At 48.3% G+C, this 17,389-nt stretch carries 17 protein-coding genes; 12 read left to right on the top strand and 5 right to left on the bottom strand.

Going from position 1 to position 17,389, the window contains the following annotated elements:
• Positions 1–102: 102 nt before the first annotated feature.
• Entirely contained in the window at positions 103–909 is an 807-nt protein-coding gene (locus M2134_RS06565; protein ID WP_280750489.1) for a tyrosine-type recombinase/integrase, read from the top strand.
• A gap of 6 nt (positions 910–915) precedes the next feature.
• On the opposite strand, the gene M2134_RS06560 is transcribed toward M2134_RS06565, so the two are convergent.
• Positions 916–1,419 (bottom strand): GNAT family N-acetyltransferase, encoded by a 504-nt coding sequence (locus M2134_RS06560; protein ID WP_280750488.1) that lies wholly within the window; start codon positions 1,417–1,419, stop codon positions 916–918.
• Positions 1,420–1,551: 132 nt separating this feature from the next.
• On the opposite strand from M2134_RS06560, the gene M2134_RS06555 reads away from it, so the two are divergent.
• The 9 genes from M2134_RS06555 (at position 1,552) to M2134_RS06515 (ending at position 10,316) form a co-directional block, all read left to right on the top strand.
• Complete coding sequence (locus tag M2134_RS06555) at positions 1,552–2,142, top strand: hypothetical protein (RefSeq protein WP_280750487.1); 591 nt, start codon at positions 1,552–1,554, stop codon at positions 2,140–2,142.
• A 2-nt stretch (positions 2,143–2,144) separates the two neighbouring features.
• Positions 2,145–3,017, top strand: coding sequence for a DUF2764 family protein (locus M2134_RS06550; RefSeq protein ID WP_280750486.1), 873 nt, complete (start codon positions 2,145–2,147; stop codon positions 3,015–3,017).
• Between the two features lie 3 nt (positions 3,018–3,020).
• On the top strand, positions 3,021–4,778 hold the full coding sequence (locus tag M2134_RS06545; protein WP_280750485.1) for a V-type ATP synthase subunit A: 1,758 nt from the start codon (positions 3,021–3,023) through the stop codon (positions 4,776–4,778).
• Positions 4,779–4,844: 66 nt separating this feature from the next.
• Positions 4,845–6,155: a V-type ATP synthase subunit B gene (locus M2134_RS06540; RefSeq protein ID WP_280750484.1), complete on the top strand. Its 1,311-nt coding sequence runs from the start codon at positions 4,845–4,847 to the stop codon at positions 6,153–6,155.
• A gap of 127 nt (positions 6,156–6,282) precedes the next feature.
• Complete coding sequence (locus tag M2134_RS06535; RefSeq protein WP_280750483.1) at positions 6,283–6,897, top strand: V-type ATP synthase subunit D; 615 nt, start codon at positions 6,283–6,285, stop codon at positions 6,895–6,897.
• Positions 6,894–8,708 carry a V-type ATPase 116kDa subunit family protein gene (locus M2134_RS06530; protein WP_280750482.1) on the top strand — a complete coding sequence of 605 codons (1,815 nt, stop codon included), beginning with the start codon at positions 6,894–6,896 and terminating at the stop codon, positions 8,706–8,708. The genes M2134_RS06535 and M2134_RS06530 overlap by 4 nt, the downstream gene beginning before the upstream one ends.
• Before the next feature lie 44 nt (positions 8,709–8,752).
• Positions 8,753–9,205: an ATPase gene (locus M2134_RS06525; protein WP_280750481.1), complete on the top strand. Its 453-nt coding sequence runs from the start codon at positions 8,753–8,755 to the stop codon at positions 9,203–9,205.
• A gap of 133 nt (positions 9,206–9,338) precedes the next feature.
• Positions 9,339–9,713 (top strand): fluoride efflux transporter CrcB, encoded by a 375-nt coding sequence (crcB, locus tag M2134_RS06520; protein ID WP_280750480.1) that lies wholly within the window; start codon positions 9,339–9,341, stop codon positions 9,711–9,713.
• 48 nt (positions 9,714–9,761) lie between these two features.
• Complete coding sequence (locus M2134_RS06515; RefSeq protein ID WP_280750479.1) at positions 9,762–10,316, top strand: phosphatase PAP2 family protein; 555 nt, start codon at positions 9,762–9,764, stop codon at positions 10,314–10,316.
• A 28-nt stretch (positions 10,317–10,344) separates the two neighbouring features.
• On the opposite strand, the gene M2134_RS06510 is transcribed toward M2134_RS06515, so the two are convergent.
• Together M2134_RS06510 and murB are read right to left on the bottom strand one after the other, a co-directional pair.
• Entirely contained in the window at positions 10,345–11,103 is a 759-nt protein-coding gene (locus tag M2134_RS06510) for an MBL fold metallo-hydrolase (RefSeq protein ID WP_280750606.1), read from the bottom strand.
• Positions 11,103–12,113 carry a UDP-N-acetylmuramate dehydrogenase gene (gene murB, locus M2134_RS06505; protein ID WP_280750478.1) on the bottom strand — a complete coding sequence of 337 codons (1,011 nt, stop codon included), beginning with the start codon at positions 12,111–12,113 and terminating at the stop codon, positions 11,103–11,105. Before murB ends, M2134_RS06510 begins: the two co-directional genes overlap by 1 nt.
• A gap of 88 nt (positions 12,114–12,201) precedes the next feature.
• Here murB and M2134_RS06500 point away from each other — a divergent pair, with 88 nt between their 5' ends.
• Together M2134_RS06500 and M2134_RS06495 are read left to right on the top strand one after the other, a co-directional pair.
• A complete protein-coding gene (locus M2134_RS06500) occupies positions 12,202–14,244 on the top strand; it encodes a M3 family metallopeptidase (protein WP_280750477.1) in 2,043 nt (680 codons plus the stop codon).
• A gap of 46 nt (positions 14,245–14,290) precedes the next feature.
• Positions 14,291–15,184, top strand: coding sequence for an SMP-30/gluconolactonase/LRE family protein (locus tag M2134_RS06495; protein ID WP_280750476.1), 894 nt, complete (start codon positions 14,291–14,293; stop codon positions 15,182–15,184).
• On the opposite strand, the gene M2134_RS06490 is transcribed toward M2134_RS06495, so the two are convergent.
• Both M2134_RS06490 and M2134_RS06485 read right to left on the bottom strand, forming a co-directional pair.
• Positions 15,177–15,701 (bottom strand): 5-formyltetrahydrofolate cyclo-ligase, encoded by a 525-nt coding sequence (locus tag M2134_RS06490; protein WP_280750475.1) that lies wholly within the window; start codon positions 15,699–15,701, stop codon positions 15,177–15,179. The two genes, M2134_RS06495 and M2134_RS06490, sit on opposite strands and share 8 nt — an antisense overlap.
• On the bottom strand, positions 15,658–17,382 hold the full coding sequence (locus M2134_RS06485) for a S41 family peptidase (RefSeq protein ID WP_280750474.1): 1,725 nt from the start codon (positions 17,380–17,382) through the stop codon (positions 15,658–15,660). Before M2134_RS06485 ends, M2134_RS06490 begins: the two co-directional genes overlap by 44 nt.
• Positions 17,383–17,389: the final 7 nt, after the last annotated feature.

The following is a 17,389-nucleotide window of genomic DNA, read 5'->3' as shown; positions in this document are numbered from 1 at the left end:
ATATTGTTATGCAATGGCGACAATCTTCTCATAATAGGAATTCAATGAATCTTAGTTAGGTATTATAGGGAGCAATGTTGTCCCCTATAAAATAATTACTATATGACAGAAAAAACATTTGAAACGCTACTCGTGCAAGCGAATATGGCGAAGAATACGGTAGCAGCGTATCTGTATGCCGTAAAAGAGTACAACAAGAGGTACAAAGAGGTGAACAAACGTAACCTCTTGATTTATAAAACGTATCTAATTGAGACTTATAAGCCCAAGACTGTTAATCTCAGAATTCAAGCAATCAATAAATACCTTGAATATATGGGCAAGCAGAAACTTCGCCTTAAATCCGTCAAGGTACAACAACGTTCTTACTTGGAAAATGTGATTACCAATGCGGATTATATGTTTCTAAAGAAGAAGTTGAAAAAAGAAGATAACCAGACATGGTACTTCGTTGTCCGTTTCTTAGCTGCTACTGGTGCGAGAGTAAGCGAACTTATTCAGCTCAAAGTGGAACATATCTATTTGGGCTACTATGATATTTATACGAAAGGAGGTAAAATCAGGAGAATATATATCCCTAAGTTACTCAAAGAAGAAAGCCTTGTTTGGTTGGAAGAGCACAAACGATGTTCCGGTTATCTCTTCTTGAACAGGTATGGAGAACGAATCACTACGCGTGGTATATCGCAACAGCTTAAAAACTATGCTAACAAGTACGGTATGAATGAGAAAGTCGTTTATCCCCACTCGTTCAGACATAGGTTTGCCAAAAACTTTTTGGAGAAGTTTAACGATATCTCGCTGCTTGCCGACTTAATGGGGCATGAAAGTATAGAAACTACCCGTATCTATCTGCGAAGGAGCAGCTCTGAGCAACAGGCTATCATTGATAAGATTATTACTTGGTAAGCATATTTATCCCCCCACCTCCATCTCCATAATGTAATCATTCATATAATAGCCGTTGCCGATGGGGTGGTCGCGGGTGTCGGCGATGTGGAATCCCAGGTGCTTATAGAAGCCGACGGCGGGGTTCTCGCGGTTGACGTAAAGCATGGCCTTGAAAGGGGTGGGGTGGATGCTTTTCAGATAGGCAATGCCCTGTTCGATCATGTAACGGCCTACGCCTGTACCCTGTGTTTGGGGGAGGGCGTAAATCTTCTGGAAGATGTACGTGTCGGGCTCTTTTTGCTCCAGGGAGAAATAACCGCAAGGCTCGTTGTCGGCATATACAATGAAGTAGGTATGCCCCTGCTCGGTCATTTGTTTGGTGATACTTTCCGGGGCATACATGGCGTCGAACATGAACTCCAGTTGTTCGCGCGTGAGTATGTTTCCGTATGTGGCTTCCCATACCTGGGAGGCCAGACGGTTAATTAAAAGATTGTCTTTTATTTCTGCTGTACGGATTAAGAACATAAATATGATGATTTTGACCAACAAAAGTAAGGATAATTGTGGGGATACGTTATGAAAACTTTTAACTTTGTGGACATTTCGCTTACCTTAAAGCGTCATAGATGAAAATACACAAATTAAAATAGATTCGAAATGGATACAAAGATTCAGGAACTGACCGAGAAAATCTACCGGGAAGGTGTTGAAAAAGGTAATGAAGAAGCAAAACGTATTGTAGACGATGCGAATGCGCAGAAAGCGGCTATTCTCAAGGAAGCAAACGACGAAGCCAAGCGTATTATGGCGGAGGCGGAAAAGAAATCAGCCGAACTGAAGAAGAATACCGAAGCGGAGTTGAAGTTGTTTGCCAATCAGGCTGTAGAGGCTTTGAAGAGCGAAGTAGCCAACCTGATTACAGGTGAGATCACCGAAACGAATGTGAAAGCGGCTGTGACTGATAAAGGCTTTATGCAGAAAGTAATGCTGGAAATGACCCGTGAGTGGGTGAAGAGCGGAGACCTGACAATTCAAACGGCGGAAGCCAACGAGCTGACGGCTTATTTTGAATCGAATGCCAAAGACCTATTGGATAAAAGTGTGAAAATAGAAAAAGTGAGCGGAAAGCCCGCCTCATTCACTGTTCTTCCTGCCGATGGCTCCTATAAAGTGACTTTCGGAGAAGAGGAGTTTGTTACATTCTTTAAAGAATTCTTGCGCCCGCAACTGATTGAAATGCTGTTCTGATTATGAGTAAATATTATTACTTAATAGCAGGATTGCCCAATATCTCATTAGACGATCATAAAGTTCCATTCACTGTCGACGAGTTTTACGCGGAGATAAAAGGGACATTGTCGTCTGGTGACGCGAAGTTGGTGAGTCTGTTTTACCTGAAGTTCGATAACAACAACCTCTTGAATTTCTTGCTGCATCCGGAAAAGGGATGGGACGAGAGAGGGTGTTTCTCCAAATCGGATTATAAAGAGGTGTTGGATGCGATTGCGGAAGAAGAAAAAATTCCGGCCAATCCATTGCCTTCGTATATGATCTCCTTTTTGGAAACCTATCAGGCGGAACACGACAAAGGAACGGAAGAGTCCAAAAACATATCCTGGGAAGACCGTTTAGCCGGCTTATATTATGAGTATGCTATGAAAAACAGCAACTCGTTCGTGGCCGACTGGTATGAATTGAACCTCAATATTAATAATGTACTGACGGCGCTGACGGCACGTAAATATGATTTAGACAAGGCGCGTTATATTGTCGGGCATAATGAGATCGCGGAGACCCTGCGTACCTCGAACGCGCGTGATTTCGGCTTGGGCGACTCGGTAGAGTATCTGCCCCAGTTGCAGCGTATCACCGAAGAGTCCGACCTTTTACTTCGCGAGAAAAAGCTGGATCAGTTGAAGTGGGAGTGGCTCGAAGAACAGATCTTCTTTAAGACATTCGATATTGAAACGGTAATAGCCTATTTGTTGAAGCTGGAGATGATGGAGCGTTGGACTTCACTCGATAAGGCAAAAGGCGAGAAAACCTTCCGTGACCTGGTGGGCACGATGAAGAAAGGAAGTGATAGCGCATTGGAAGAATTTAAAAGAAACAATACAAAATAAATTATGGCTACGAAAGGAATAGTAAAAGGAATCGTATCCAACCTGGTGACAGTCGAGGTCGAGGGTCCGGTTTCCCAGAATGAAATTTGTTACATTTCCGTCGACGGTGTGAAGCTGATGGCGGAGGTGATCAAAGTGATCGGTAATAATGCTTTCGTTCAGGTGTTTGAAAGCACGCGTGGAATGCGTGTAGGCGATGAGGCTGAGTTTGAAGGCCACATGCTTGAGGTAACACTTGGACCGGGTATGCTCTCGCGCAACTACGACGGATTGCAGAACGACCTGGACAAGATGGAAGGTGTCTTCCTGAAGCGCGGGGATTATACCTACGCGTTGGATAACGACAAGAAATGGGCGTTTAAGCCGATTGCTCAGGCTGGCGACAAGGTGATTGCCGGCGATTGGTTGGGCGAAGTAGACGAGAACTTCCAACCGCACAAGATCATGGTGCCTTTTGTTTTTGAAGGAACCTATACGGTAAAAAGCGTGGTGGCGGAAGGCGAATACACAGTTGTTGATACGATTGCCGTATTGACCAACGAAGCCGGTGAAGATATCAAAGTCAATATGATACAGCGGTGGCCGGTGAAAAAGGCGGTTGGCTGCTACAAAGAGAAACCGCGTCCTTTCAAACTGTTGGAAACAGGCGTGCGTACGATGGACACCTTGAACCCGATCGTGGAAGGTGGTACGGGATTTATCCCCGGTCCTTTCGGAACAGGAAAGACGGTGTTGCAGCATGCTATCTCCAAACAGGCGGAAGCGGATATCGTGATTATCGCGGCCTGTGGTGAGCGTGCGAATGAGGTAGTAGAGATCTTTGCGGAGTTCCCGCATCTGACCGACCCGCATACCGGACGTAAACTGATGGAACGTACGATTATTATTGCTAATACCTCGAACATGCCGGTGGCTGCCCGTGAGGCATCTGTATATACCGCCATGACCATTGCAGAGTATTACCGCAGTATGGGACTCAAGGTGCTCCTGATGGCTGACTCTACTTCCCGTTGGGCACAGGCGCTGCGTGAGATGTCGAACCGTTTGGAAGAGCTTCCCGGACCGGATGCTTTCCCGATGGACCTCTCGGCCATTGTGGCCAACTTCTACGCGCGTGCCGGTTATGTGGAACTGAATAATGGTAAGTCTGGCTCTGTAACCTTTATCGGTACGGTATCTCCGGCAGGGGGTAACCTGAAAGAACCGGTAACGGAAAACACCAAGAAGGTGGCGCGTTGCTTCTATGCCTTGGAACAGGATCGTGCGGATAAGAAACGTTATCCGGCGGTGAACCCGATCGATAGCTACTCCAAGTACCTGGAGTATCCCGAGTTCCAGGAATACATCGCCAACCATATCTCTCCGGAATGGATCGATAAGGTGAACGAAGTGAAAACACGTATGTTGCGTGGTAAAGAGATCTCGGAACAGATCAATATCCTGGGTGACGACGGGGTGCCGGTGGAATACCATGAGGTGTTCTGGAAATCGGAACTGATCGACTTTGTGATCCTGCAACAGGATGCGTTCGACGATATCGACTCGGTGACATCGCTGGATCGCCAGGAATATATGCTGGATAAGGTGGTGAAGATCTGTAATACGGACTTCCATTTTGATAACTTCAATGATGTGTCTGATTACTTCAAGAAGATGATCAACATCCTGAAGCAGATGAACTATTCCGAATACAAGAGTGATAAGTTTGAGACGTTTAACCAGGAGCTTGAGAGCTTAATTCAATTGAAAGTTGAAAATTGAAAGTTGAAAGTTGATCTCAGTTATCAATTATCAATTATCAATTATCAATTAAAAAACGAAGTTTTTATGAAAGCATTTCAAAAGATATTTACAAAGATTACCCAGATTACAAAAGCGACCTGTTCGTTGAAGGCAACAGGCGTTGGGTATGATGAGTTGGCTTCGGTAGACGGTAAGCTGGCGCAGGTGGTAAAGATTATGGGCGATGAGGTGACCCTGCAGGTGTTCTCGGGAACGGAAGGCATCCGGACGAATGCCGAAGTGGTATTTATGGGCAAGGCGCCGACGTTGAAAGTGGGCGACCAATTGGCCGGACGCTTCTTTAACGCCTATGGCGATCCGATCGATGGTGGACCTATTCCGGAAGGACGTGAGGTCGAAATCGGCGGTCCGTCGGTGAATCCGGTGCGTCGCGAGCAGCCTTCGGAACTGATCGCTACGGGTATTGCTGGTATCGACTTGAACAATACGCTGGTGACCGGACAGAAGATCCCGTTCTTTGCCGACCCGGACCAACCGTTCAACCAGGTCATGGCGATGGTAGCCCTGCGTGCCCAGTCGGATAAGATTATCCTGGGTGGTATGGGTATGACCAACGACGACTACCTCTTCTTTAAGAATACATTTAGCAATGCGGGTGCTTTAGACCGTATTGTGAGCTTTATCAATACCACGGAAGACCCTTCTGTGGAACGTATCCTGGTGCCTGATATGGCATTGACGGCCGCAGAGTATTTTGCTGTAGAAAAGAATGAGAAGGTGTTGGTATTGCTTACCGACATGACCAACTATGCGGATGCCTTGGCGATTGTGTCCAACCGTATGGACCAGATCCCTTCCAAAGACTCTATGCCGGGTTCTTTGTATTCCGACCTGGCGAAGATTTACGAAAAGGCGGTACAGTTCCCCGATGGTGGATCTATTACGATTATTGCGGTAACGACCCTTTCCGGTGGAGATATCACACACGCCGTGCCCGATAATACCGGATATATCACAGAAGGTCAGCTCTATCTGCGTCGTGACAGCGATATCGGTAAGGTTATTGTTGACCCGTTCCGAAGCTTGTCTCGTTTGAAACAGTTGGTGACCGGTAAGAAAACACGCGAAGACCATCCGCAGGTGATGAATGCAGCTGTACGTCTGTATGCCGATGCAGCCAATGCGAAGACGAAGATGGAAAATGGTTTCGACCTGACAGACTACGACAACCGTACGCTTGCTTTCGCGAAAGATTACTCAGACAAACTGTTGGCTATCGACGTAAACCTCGATACTACCGAGATGTTGGATGTGGCCTGGAATCTTTTCGGCGAATACTTCAAGCCGACAGAGGTGAATATCAAACAGGAACTGGTGGATAAGTACTGGAAGTAAAATAGAAATTATGAATTGTGAATTATGAATTATGAGAAGAAACACCTTCCGCTATTCAAGGTTCAGAAGTTATCTCTATACTCATGGTTCATAATTCATAATTCATAATTCATAATTAAAAAAGAACGTGGCAATAAAGTTTCAATATAATAAAACATCGCTTCAGCAACTGGAGAAGAACCTCAAGATGCGGGAACGTTCGCTGCCTACGATCAAAAGTAAGGAGAGCGCGTTGCGTGTCGAGGTGAAACGCACCAAGGACGAAGCGAAGAAGTTGGAACTTCAGCTTGAAAACGAAATAATGAGCTATCGCAGCATGGTCGCTCTTTGGAATGAGTTTACACCGGAACTGATCCGGGTGAAAGATGTGCATCTTTCTTCCCGTAAGTTTGCCGGCGTCATGGTTCCATTGCTTGACGACATTGAGTTTGAGATATGCCATTATAGCCTTTTCAATGCTCCGTCCTGGTATACGGAAGGTATCGAGTTGCTGAAGCAGCTGGCACGTACCGGTATAGAGGCGGAGTTTGCAGGCATGAAGCTGGAGTTGTTGGAGCATGCCCGGAAGAAAACCACTCAGAAGGTGAATCTTTTTGAGAAGGTGCAGATCCCGGGATACAAAGATGCGATCCGTAAGGTGAAGCGTTATATGGAAGACGAAGAGAGTCTTTCCAAGGCGTCACAAAAGATCATGCGTACCAATCTGGAGAAACGGAAAGAAAAAGAGGAGGAAATATCATGATTATACCGATGAAGAAATATGCCTTTATGGTGTATCATAAGGAATACAAGCAGTTCCTTTCCACTTTGCGTGACCTGGGCGTTGTACACATCAAGGAAACAAAATCGATCAATGATTTTGAAGACTTGCAACAGATGATCGCGGAGCGCAAGCGGGTGACGACTCTTTTGAAGCAGTTCAAGAAACAGCATGGCGAGCAGCCGTCGTTGTCTCCTGCCCGTGACTTGAACAAAGAGGAGGGTATGGCTTTGGTTCAGACAATCGAAGAGCTTCAGGAGGAGCGTTCCAAATTGTCTGCCCGTAAGCAGGCAGTCTTGAAAGACCTCGATTATATGAATATCTGGGGCGACTTCGACATGAAGCAGATCCAACAGTTGAAGAAAGAGGGATACGAACTGAACTTCTTCACCTGTCCGACCTCGAAGTATGAACCGGTCTGGGGAAAAGAATACAATGCCTTTCTGGTGAATAACTTCCAGTCGGTGACCTATTTTGTGACGGTGACCAAGACCGGAACGGAGATCGATATCGACGCCGAGCGTCCGAAGATGCCGGAATTGGGACTGAGTCAGTTACGTGAGAAGGTAAAAGAACTGAATGAGTCGGTTCGTGCCTGTGATGAGCGCTTGCAAACTATGGCCGTTGAAGAGTATAATACATTACTCGAACTGGACAAACACCTGCAAAACGAATTCAACCTGGCCAACGCAGTCGTGCAAACCGACCGTCAGGCAGGCGACAAATTGATGTTCCTCGAAGGATGGGTGACCACCGACAAAGCCTCCGATATGGAAGAGGCGTTGGATAAAGAATCGTTCTTCTATCAGGAGCTGGAAATACAGGATGACGATAAGATACCCATCAAACTGAAGAACAACAGCTATGCGAAGCTGTTCGAGCCGATTACGGAGATGTACTCCCTGCCTAACTATAAGGAGTTCGACCCGACGCCTTTCGTAGCGCCCTTCTTTATGCTGTTCTTCGGACTCTGTTTTGGTGACGGTGGCTACGGATTATTGATCCTGTTGTTTTGTACCTTCCTCAAACGCAAAGCGAGCGCAGGCGTTAAGCCTTACCTGACCCTGTTCCAGTGGTTAGGTGCGATGACTGTCGTGGTGGGTGCATTGACCGGTTCGTTCTTTGGTATCGCCCTGGTCGATATACCGCAGTTTGCCGCCGTGAAGGATTACTTCCTGAGCAGTGATAACCTGATGACCCTCTCGATCGTGATCGGTATTATACATATCATATATGCCAAGGCGATCGGCGCTTATAAGACAAAGATTCAGCGAGGCCTTAAGTATAGCCTGGCTCCTTTTGCCTGGGTGTTTGTGATTGCGACACTGGCCTGTGTGTTCGGGCTCCCGATGCTGGATATTCAGTTGCCGCAGCCGGTTATCTATGTATTGTACGGAGTAGCTATCGTATGCCTTGCTGTCGCGTTGTTGTATAATACCCCGGGCAAGAACATCCTATTAAACTTCGGCTCCGGCTTGTGGAACACCTATAATATGGTCTTTGGCCTGTTGGGTGATGTGTTGTCCTATATCCGTTTGTTTGCCGTAGGTCTGACGGGCTCGATCCTGGGTGGTGTGTTCAACTCGCTGGCGGTCTCTATGACGGAAAGCCTGCCGGGTGTAGCCCAGTTCATTGTGATGCTGCTCATCTTATTGGTGGGACACAGCTTGAACTTCGGACTTTGTATGATCAGTTCGCTGGTACACCCCATCCGTTTGGTCTTTGTTGAATATTATAAGAACTCAGAATTCGAAGGCGGAGGAAAAGCCTACCTGCCTTTTAAGAAAGCATAAAAAGAACAATATTAATACAATAAATAATTTAAAACATTTTAGTTATGGAACCAGTTTTATTAGCTTACATTGGAATCGGCCTGATGACAGGACTATCATTTATCGGTAGTGCTTACGGGGTAACAATTTGTGGTAACGCCGTAGTTGGAGCAATGAAGAAAAACCCGGATGCAATGGGTACCTATATCGCCCTGAGTGCTTTGCCGAGTTCGCAGGGGTTGTATGGCTTTGTGGCCTATTTCATGTTACAGAAATTCTTAATTCCTGAAATCTCTATGTTCAACGCCTGTGCTATCCTGGGTGTTGGTGCGATGATGGGATTTGCCGGATTCTTCTCTTCTGTTCGCCAGGGACAAGTTTGTGCCAATGGTATTCAGGCAGTAGGTGCCGGTCACAATGTGTTCAGTGCTACCATGGTGATGGCCGTATTCCCGGAATTGTATGCGATCCTCGCTCTGTTGGTGGTTATCCTGGTAGGTGGTACACTGCCTCTCTAATCCCGGATAGATCATAAAATAAGATATGAAGAAAAGGTGAGTCAGTAGGCTCACCTTTTTTTGTGAACAAACAGGGCATACGCTTGCTTAACGCCTGTTTTATACCGACATTTACACGCTCAATAAACGAATTATGATCAAACAACTTCTCTGGGTAGGACTGGGCGGAGGCATCGGAAGCATCTTCCGCTATTTGACATCTGTATGGGTACTGAAGCGATATGCCGCTGATTTTCCGCTGGCTACTTTTGTGGTGAATATGGTTGGTTGTTTATTGATCGGTCTGATTGTCGGACTCTCTTTTCGTGCCCAGTGGATCGATCAACACATGAAACTATTCCTCGTTACCGGTTTTTGTGGTGGGTATACCACTTTCTCTACCTTCTCTTTGGAAAACTGGGGTTTATTGGAAGCCGGTAATTATACCTCTCTGTTCTTGAATATCGTAGGAAGTGTTCTCTTAGGCATCCTGGCGGTATGGATCGGCTTATGGCTGGCCAAGCTATAGGCATTCCACCTCTTTATGTTTTTGTTTGACAAATTTTTGAAGAAATCTATGTTTGAATTTAACTTCCCCCAATGGGATCGCGATTTGTTTCTTTACCTGAATGATAAGCACCTTCCCTGGCTCGATCCGGTGATGCTCTTTTTTAGCAATCAGTGGATCTGGACATTGGTTTGTCTGGCTGTTTTTCTATTTATCTTTTTCGGTAGGAAAGGGCAGGGGAGGAGGGCCTCTTTCTTCTTTGCGGGAGGCGTCTTGACTACGCTTGTTGTAAACAACCTGCTTAAGCTGGTTTTTATGCGTCCACGTCCCGGGCATGAGATCCTGTTGAAAGATATTATGCATCAGTTGGAAGAGATGGGTAGAAGTTTTAGTTTCTTCTCCTCCCATTCAGCAAGTTCGATGTGTGTGGCTATGTTCAGCGCGTTGTATTTCAAGAATATCTATTATCGCGTGGCTATCTTTCTATGGGCCACTATTGTCGCCTACAGCCGTATCTATGTCGGGAAACATTACCCCTTGGATGTCTTTGTGGGCATTCTCTTTGGCCTCTTGATGGGCTATCTGGCTTATTGGACATACCGGAAGTATTACATTAAAATGTAAAGATCCTAAAGTCCTTCCGGGCTTAAAATTACACAACGACCTCCAGCCCATCATACCCGAAATGTACATGCGGGGGAAGGGCGATATCGGCCGCTGCGTGCAATCCGATGCGGTGGCTCATGTGAATGAAATAGCTCTCTTTGGGGCGTAGGCGTGAGATAAGCGGCAGGTTTTCAGCGACTCCGGCATGCGAGAAGTGGCGGGAGTCGATGCGTAAGGCGTCGATGAGTAGGAGATCCAAGCCCTTCAGTTTGACCTCTTCCTCTTTCGGCAGCGTTTTCAGGTCGGTCAGGTAGGCCATATTACCGATGCGGAAGCCCAGGATAGGCAGTTTGCCGTGCATCACGCGGATGGGGATCACCTCGATGCCAGCCGCCAGAAAGGGGGATAGGCCGACCGGCAACAGGTTGAGCCGTGGCACCCCCGGGTATTTATGTTCCCGGAAAGCATAAGGAAGACGTGTCTGTATCGCCTGTATCACATTCCGTTCGGCATAGATAGGCAATTCCTGATGGAACACATAGGGGCGTAGGTCGTCCAGTCCGCTCACATGATCGTAGTGCTCATGGGAAAGCAAGACGGCATCCAAGGTCTCTATCCGGTGTTTCAGCATCTGCCAACGGAAATCCGGGCCGCAGTCGAGCAATATATGTTTGCCTTCGGTTTCAACAACAACGGAGGTACGAAGCCGGCGGTCGCGCGGATCGCTGCTGCAACACACCTCACAATGACATCCAATCTCAGGCACGCCGGTCGAGGTGCCTGTTCCCAATAACAACACCTTCATCATCCAACGTACTTCACTTCCGGGGTTAGTTCTATATTGAATTTGTTTTTGACTGCCATGCGCACACTTTCCGCCATCAGGGCAATCTCGTCGCCGCTGGCTTCGCCGTAATTGACCAATACCAGGGCTTGCTTTTCATACATGCCCACGTTTCCATACCGCTTGCCTTTGAATCCGCACTGTTCGATCAGCCATCCGGCGGATAGCTTGACCGCTCCGTTTTCCGCCGGGTAGGAGGGGACATCCGGATAAGCCGCCTGGATTTGTGTGAAGGCCTCCTGCGATATGACCGGATTCATAAAGAAGCTGCCGGCATTGCCAATAACCGATGGATCCGGCAATTTCTGCTCGCGCAGGCGGATCACAGCTTCGCGAACGACAGCCGGTGACAGCTCTTTGCCTTCTGTCTCCTGGCGCAGTTGCCCGTAATCGAGGCGGTAGACAGGGTTCTTCTGCAACCGGATCACGATATGTGTCACGATATGGGGATCGTTATGTTCGTTCTTGAAAAAACTACGACGGTAGGCGTATGCGCATTCCTCGTTGCTAAAGAGGCGTTTCTCCATCGTCAATTGGTTATAGCTCTCGACCCGTTCGATCACATCTTTGATCTCTACGCCATAAGCACCGATATTCTGGATGGCGGCAGCGCCTGCTTCGCCCGGTATATGTGATAGGTTTTCAATGCCTCCCCAGCCGTGTGAAGTGGCATAGGCGACGACATCGTCCCAGATCTCGGCAGCGCCGACGCGCAGGCATACCGATTCGTCGGTCTCTTCCAACACCTCTATCCCTTTGATTTGGGAATGGACGATGATGCCATCGAAGTCATTGACAAAAAGCAGATTGCTTCCTCCGCCGATATGCAGGGAGTAGCACTGTTGAAAGTATTCATCACGCAAGATCTTTTCCAGCTCTTCGACGTTGTCATATTCCATGAACCAACGTGTTTTTACCGGTAAATGAAACGTATTGTAAGCCTCGAGGGAGTAGTTTTGTTCGATTTTCATAACGCACTTTAATTATCTGCAAAAATAAGGATATAATCCCTCATTCTCTATTTTAATGGCTACTTTTGCATCTATACTTTTGAACATTATGAACAACAATCCTTTTTTTGAGGCTTACCGGACGCCCTTCGGTACGCCCCCTTTCGATAAGATCCTATTGGAACATTATGAACCGGCTTTCGACGAAGGCATCAAACGCCTGGAACAAGAGGTCGCAACTATAGCCGATAACAGGGAGCCGGCAACCTTTGCCAACAGCGTGGTGGCATTGGAAAGAAGCGGTTCCCTCTTAGATAAAGTGAGTCATGCCTTCTTCAATGTGTTGGCCGCCGAATCGAACGACGAGATGATGGATCTCTCGCAACGCGTCTCGCCCAAATTGTCGGAAAGCTCGAATAATATCTACTTGAACGAAAAGCTGTTCGATCGTGTCAAAGCGGTGTATGACCAGCGCGATGACTTGAATCTCTCGTTGGAAGACCGCAAACTGCTCGAAGAGACCTATTACGCTTTCTATAAAAGAGGAGCCGCCCTCACTGCCGAAGGCAAAGAGGCCTATCGCCAGCTTAGCAATGAGTTGAGCCTGTTGCAACTCCGCTTCGAGCAAAATGTATTGAAAGATAAAAATCGCTTTGAGATGCTCCTGACCGAGCGCGATGAATTGGCAGGCTTGCCGGAGAGCATCCTCGATTCCGCAGCGGCGTTGGCGAAAGAAAAGGGGAAGACAGGCTGGTTGTTCACCCTCTCGGCTCCCAGTTATCAGCCTTTTCTGCGTTATTCCGCCCGGCGCGATCTGCGGGAAAAGATGTATCGAGCCTACATGAGCGTAGGAAATAAAGGCGATGAATACGATAACCGCGAGATCCTTCGCCGCATAGCCCATATCCGTTTGGAGATAGCCCAGTTGATGGGCCGAGACACTTTTGCTGACTATCAACTGGAACACCGGATGGCGAAGAATCCGCAAGGGGTTTACGGGTTGTTGAATCAATTACTGGCAGCCTATAAACCGGTGGCGGTGAATGAATATCAAGCCGTACAGAGCTTTGCCGTGGGCATGGAACAGGCCGATATCACGGTGATGCCTTGGGACTGGAGTTATTATTCGGAGAAGATGAAAGATATCCGTTTCCAGGTAAACGATGAAATGACGCGTCCCTATTTCAAACTGGAACAGGTCAAAGCGGGCGTATTCGGACTGGCTACGCAGCTCTATGGCATTACCTTCCGGGAGAACAAAGAGATACCGGTCTACCATCCCGATGTACAAACCTATGAGGTCTACGATGCCGACGGGCGTTTTCTCTCTGTGTTATATACCGATTTTCATCCTCGCGAAGGGAAGCAGTCGGGTGCCTGGATGAACGATATGAAAGCGCAATACCGGGAAGCCGATGGCACGGACAGCCGTCCGCAGATCATCATTGTGATGAACTTCACCCGGCCCACCGACACGAAACCCTCCCTGTTGACTTTCGATGAGGTGGAGACCTTCCTGCATGAGTTTGGTCATGCCTTGCACGGTATGTTGGCCGATACCACCTACGCCAGTCTTTCGGGTACCAATGTCTACCGTGATTTTGTGGAGTTGCCTTCGCAGATCATGGAAAACTGGCTGACCGAAAATGAATACCTCGATCAGATCGCGCTCCATTATGAAACGGGTGAGAAGATCCCGGCGGAACTGGTGCAGAAACTGGTCGATGCCTCTCATTTTAACGTAGGCTATTTCTGTTGCCGCCAGCTCAGCTTCGGTTTGCTCGATATGGCCTGGCATACCTTGCGAGAGCCTTACGAAGGGGATATAACCACGTTCGAGAAAGAAGCCTGGCAGGAAGCGGCTGTTTTGCCTGAAGTGCCGGAGGCGTTGATGAGCAGCAGCTTCGGACATATCTTCTCCGGTGGTTATGCCGCCGGTTATTATGGCTATAAGTGGGCGGAGGTCTTGGATGCCGATGCCTTCTCCCTGTTTAAACAGCAGGGTATCTTCGATCGCCAAACGGCCGAATCGTTCCGTTCCAATATCTTGTCGCGAGGAGGAACAGAGGATCCCGCGGTGCTTTACCGTCGTTTTCGCGGACAGGATCCGACCATCGATGCCCTGTTGGTAAAGAATGGTATAAAGCGTTGACGCATTGACAGAAGCGAGTTCTCACATCACTTAAATAGGTATCTATATGAAAAAAGCAATGGTATTAATCAGTATTTGTCTTATGAGTAGCACTTTTTTTGCCTGTGGACAAACCGCCTTGGTGGCTCCGGGCGCCAGCGTAGAGAAGTTAGCCGATGGCTTTCGTTTTACGGAAGGACCGGCGGTCGACGCGAAAGGGAATGTCTATTTCACCGATCAGCCCAATGATCGTATCCTCTTATGGTCGACCGAGGGTGAGTTGTCTGTTTTTATGGAAAACACCGGTCGTGCCAACGGCATGTACTTCGACCGGGAGGGCAAATTGCTTTCTTGTTCCGATATGGAGAATGAGTTGTGGAGCATTAGCCGGGATGGTTCCCATACGGTGATCCTGACCGATTATGAAGGTAAGAAACTGAATGGTCCGAACGACCTTTGGGTACGCCCCGACGGTGGCATATACTTCACCGATCCGCTTTATAAACGCGACTATTGGACACGCGATCCGGCCATGCAGCAGGAGGGGCAATATGTCTATTACATGACCCCCGACCGCCAAAAGGTGTTCCGCGTAGATACCGAACTGGAACAACCCAACGGAATCATTGGCACACCCGACGGAAAGCTCCTGTATGTCGCCGATATCCGTGCCGGCAAAACCTACGTGTATGAGATCCAGCCCGATGGTACGCTGGCCAATAAGAAACTATTCACGGAGATGGGTTCCGATGGCATGACGATCGATGAAAAGGGGAATATTTACCTGACCGGGCGGGGAGTGACCATCTTCGATCCGCAAGGCGAGCAAATCGGGCATATTCCCGTGGAGGCAGGCTGGACAGCCAATGTCTGTTTCGGTGGTAAGGATATGCAGACCCTCTTTATCACCGCCTCGGAATATTTGTATGGTATCCGGATGAATGTGAAAGGGGTCAGATAGAGAGCCGGATGATCTCCCTGTCGGTCACGATGCCCTGCATCGGGATATCAAACGGTTCGGCAGGGATCTCATCGTGTAATTGAAAATCAAAACAAAGTCCCAGTCTAGGTGCCGATAGGCTTGTCAACAGCCGGTCGTAATATCCTCTGCCGCGTCCCAGGCGGTTACCCAGGCGATCAAAGGCGACGCCCGGCGCGATCAAGAGATCAATCTGATATGCCGCTGTCTCTTCACCGGCTACCGGTTCCAAAATGCCAAAAAGACCCGGTTTCACCGTCTCTTTGCCCCGGTAGGGCAGCATACGGATATCGTCTCCCTCGATGACGGGCAATAGGATCGTTTTCTGCCGGTACCATTTCTCGATCAACGCCGCCGTTTGTACCTCGTCGGGCATCGCATGGTAGAGGGCAATATACGCAGCCTCCTGAAAGAGCTTGGTTTCTTCCAGGAGGCTGCAGGCATTTGTTGATTTCTCAGACAATATAGTCGTTGAATATTCTTTCTTTAGAGAGGCCATATCTTTTCGTAGGGCCTGCTTCGCTTTGGAGATTTCCATTATCCGTTGCTGTTTGTATAAACTCCGGGGTGGGAAGCGATTTCCCCTCCTTCAGTATCTGCACCGCTTTCTGCAGGGTGATATCCTCTTTCTGGAAGATCGGATAGAAGCCGTCTTCGTCGAAGAAGTTACGCACGATATAGGCATGCAATTGATTCTCAATCAGAGGCCCTGATATCTGAATCAGCGACATCCGTTTGCGAATGCCTTTAGCGGCCGCGAAATTGGTGAAATCATACAGGATCGGCTGGGTCTTCAGGTGGTCATAGAGCTCCTGCCAGGTGCCGAACCGCGATAAGTTATCCCGGTTTCTGTCGGAATACTCCAGGGCATAGAGGTAGAGCGTTCCGCTATTGATCACGCTTGTGTAATACGAGGTCATGCCCGATGTGTCGCGCGGGATAAAGATATCCGGCATAACGCCGCCACCGCCATAGACCGTTCGTCCGCCTACCGTTTCGTATTGAAGGTCCTCGTCGAGCTTGATGCTGTCGGCCGTATCGAATTCACCGTGCATATAGCGGTTATAGATATCCATATCGTACTCATCGTTCTTCCCTAACTCATACACTTTCTGGATGCTACGTCCCGAAGGCGTATAATAGCGGGCAATGGTCAGGCGCATCTCTGAGCCGTCGTTCATCGTGATCGGTGTCTGCACCAAGCCTTTTCCATAGGTGCGGCGTCCGATAATCAAGCCGCGGTCGTTGTCCTGGATCGCTCCGGCAAAGATCTCGCTGGCAGAGGCCGATGTCTCGTCGGTCAGCAGTATCACCGGGTCGTTCTTGCAGGTGCCTGAGCCGTTGGCAAACACCTCCGAACGCGGGAAGGCTTTTCCTTCGGTGTAAACGATCATACGTCCTTCCGGCATAAACTCATTGATCATACTGATCGCCGCGTCCATATATCCTCCGCTGTTTCCACGCAGGTCGATGATGAAGGAGTTACAGCCGAGCAGCTTCAGTTTCGCGATGGCGGTGATAAACTCCCCATAGGTGGTACGGGCGAACTTGCTGGTTTTGATATAACCGATGCCTTTATTTATTTCATAAGACACATCTACGGAGTGAACCGGTACGTCGCCACGGGTAACGGTGAATTGGAGCAATTCGTCCGATTCGCCACGTTTTACGCCCAGGTTGACCGTGCTGTTTTTCTCGCCCCGCAGGGTACGCATAATCTTCGCCTGGCTAATCTCTTTGCCGGAAAAGATGGAGTCGTTGATGGTGATGATACGGTCGAAAGGCAGTAAACCGGCTTTTTCCGCCGGGCCGCCGCTGATAACGCTGATCACCAGGATGGTATCCGTTTGCATATTGAACGAAACGCCAATCCCGCTGAAGGAACCTTCGAGGTCTTCATTCGCCAGCGCTACGTCGGATGCCGGGATATAGACCGAATGCGGATCCAGTTCGCTCAGTATTTTGGGGATGGCTCCTTCAATCAATTGCGCCATATCCACCGTATCCACATATTGCTGGTTGATGATATTGAGCACGGCATTGACCTTGTTGCCGCTGTAATAACCACGTGGTTTCCCGTTCGAGAGCGTCAGATAGTAGTTCCCGATGAAAATACCCGCGGCTATGCTGGCGGCGATAATGACCGGAAGCCAGACCGTTAATTTTTTTCTATTCTTCATAATATAG

It is taken from the genome of Parabacteroides sp. PM6-13, assembly GCF_029892605.1.
Taxonomy (GTDB): Bacteria; Bacteroidota; Bacteroidia; order Bacteroidales; family Tannerellaceae; genus QVMG01.
This window is presented reverse-complemented; position numbering and strand designations above follow the sequence as displayed.

Excerpts from the sequence above, each read along its gene's own strand:
- M2134_RS06565 (WP_280750489.1), top strand. The coding sequence starts at position 103 with ATGACAGAAAAAACATTTGAAACGCTACTCGTGCAAGCGAATATGGCG.
- M2134_RS06515 (WP_280750479.1), top strand. The coding sequence starts at position 9,762 with ATGTTTGAATTTAACTTCCCCCAATGGGATCGCGATTTGTTTCTTTAC.
- M2134_RS06485 (WP_280750474.1), bottom strand. The coding sequence starts at position 17,382 with ATGAAGAATAGAAAAAAATTAACGGTCTGGCTTCCGGTCATTATCGCC.
- murB (WP_280750478.1), bottom strand. The coding sequence starts at position 12,113 with ATGAAAATCGAACAAAACTACTCCCTCGAGGCTTACAATACGTTTCAT.
- M2134_RS06550 (WP_280750486.1), top strand. The coding sequence starts at position 2,145 with ATGAGTAAATATTATTACTTAATAGCAGGATTGCCCAATATCTCATTA.
- M2134_RS06560 (WP_280750488.1), bottom strand. The coding sequence starts at position 1,419 with ATGTTCTTAATCCGTACAGCAGAAATAAAAGACAATCTTTTAATTAAC.
- M2134_RS06500 (WP_280750477.1), top strand. The coding sequence starts at position 12,202 with ATGAACAACAATCCTTTTTTTGAGGCTTACCGGACGCCCTTCGGTACG.
- M2134_RS06490 (WP_280750475.1), bottom strand. The coding sequence starts at position 15,701 with ATGGCCTCTCTAAAGAAAGAATATTCAACGACTATATTGTCTGAGAAA.
- M2134_RS06530 (WP_280750482.1), top strand. The coding sequence starts at position 6,894 with ATGATTATACCGATGAAGAAATATGCCTTTATGGTGTATCATAAGGAA.
- M2134_RS06545 (WP_280750485.1), top strand. The coding sequence starts at position 3,021 with ATGGCTACGAAAGGAATAGTAAAAGGAATCGTATCCAACCTGGTGACA.
- M2134_RS06495 (WP_280750476.1), top strand. The coding sequence starts at position 14,291 with ATGAAAAAAGCAATGGTATTAATCAGTATTTGTCTTATGAGTAGCACT.
- crcB (WP_280750480.1), top strand. The coding sequence starts at position 9,339 with ATGATCAAACAACTTCTCTGGGTAGGACTGGGCGGAGGCATCGGAAGC.
- M2134_RS06555 (WP_280750487.1), top strand. The coding sequence starts at position 1,552 with ATGGATACAAAGATTCAGGAACTGACCGAGAAAATCTACCGGGAAGGT.
- M2134_RS06525 (WP_280750481.1), top strand. The coding sequence starts at position 8,753 with ATGGAACCAGTTTTATTAGCTTACATTGGAATCGGCCTGATGACAGGA.
- M2134_RS06540 (WP_280750484.1), top strand. The coding sequence starts at position 4,845 with ATGAAAGCATTTCAAAAGATATTTACAAAGATTACCCAGATTACAAAA.
- M2134_RS06510 (WP_280750606.1), bottom strand. The coding sequence starts at position 11,103 with ATGAAGGTGTTGTTATTGGGAACAGGCACCTCGACCGGCGTGCCTGAG.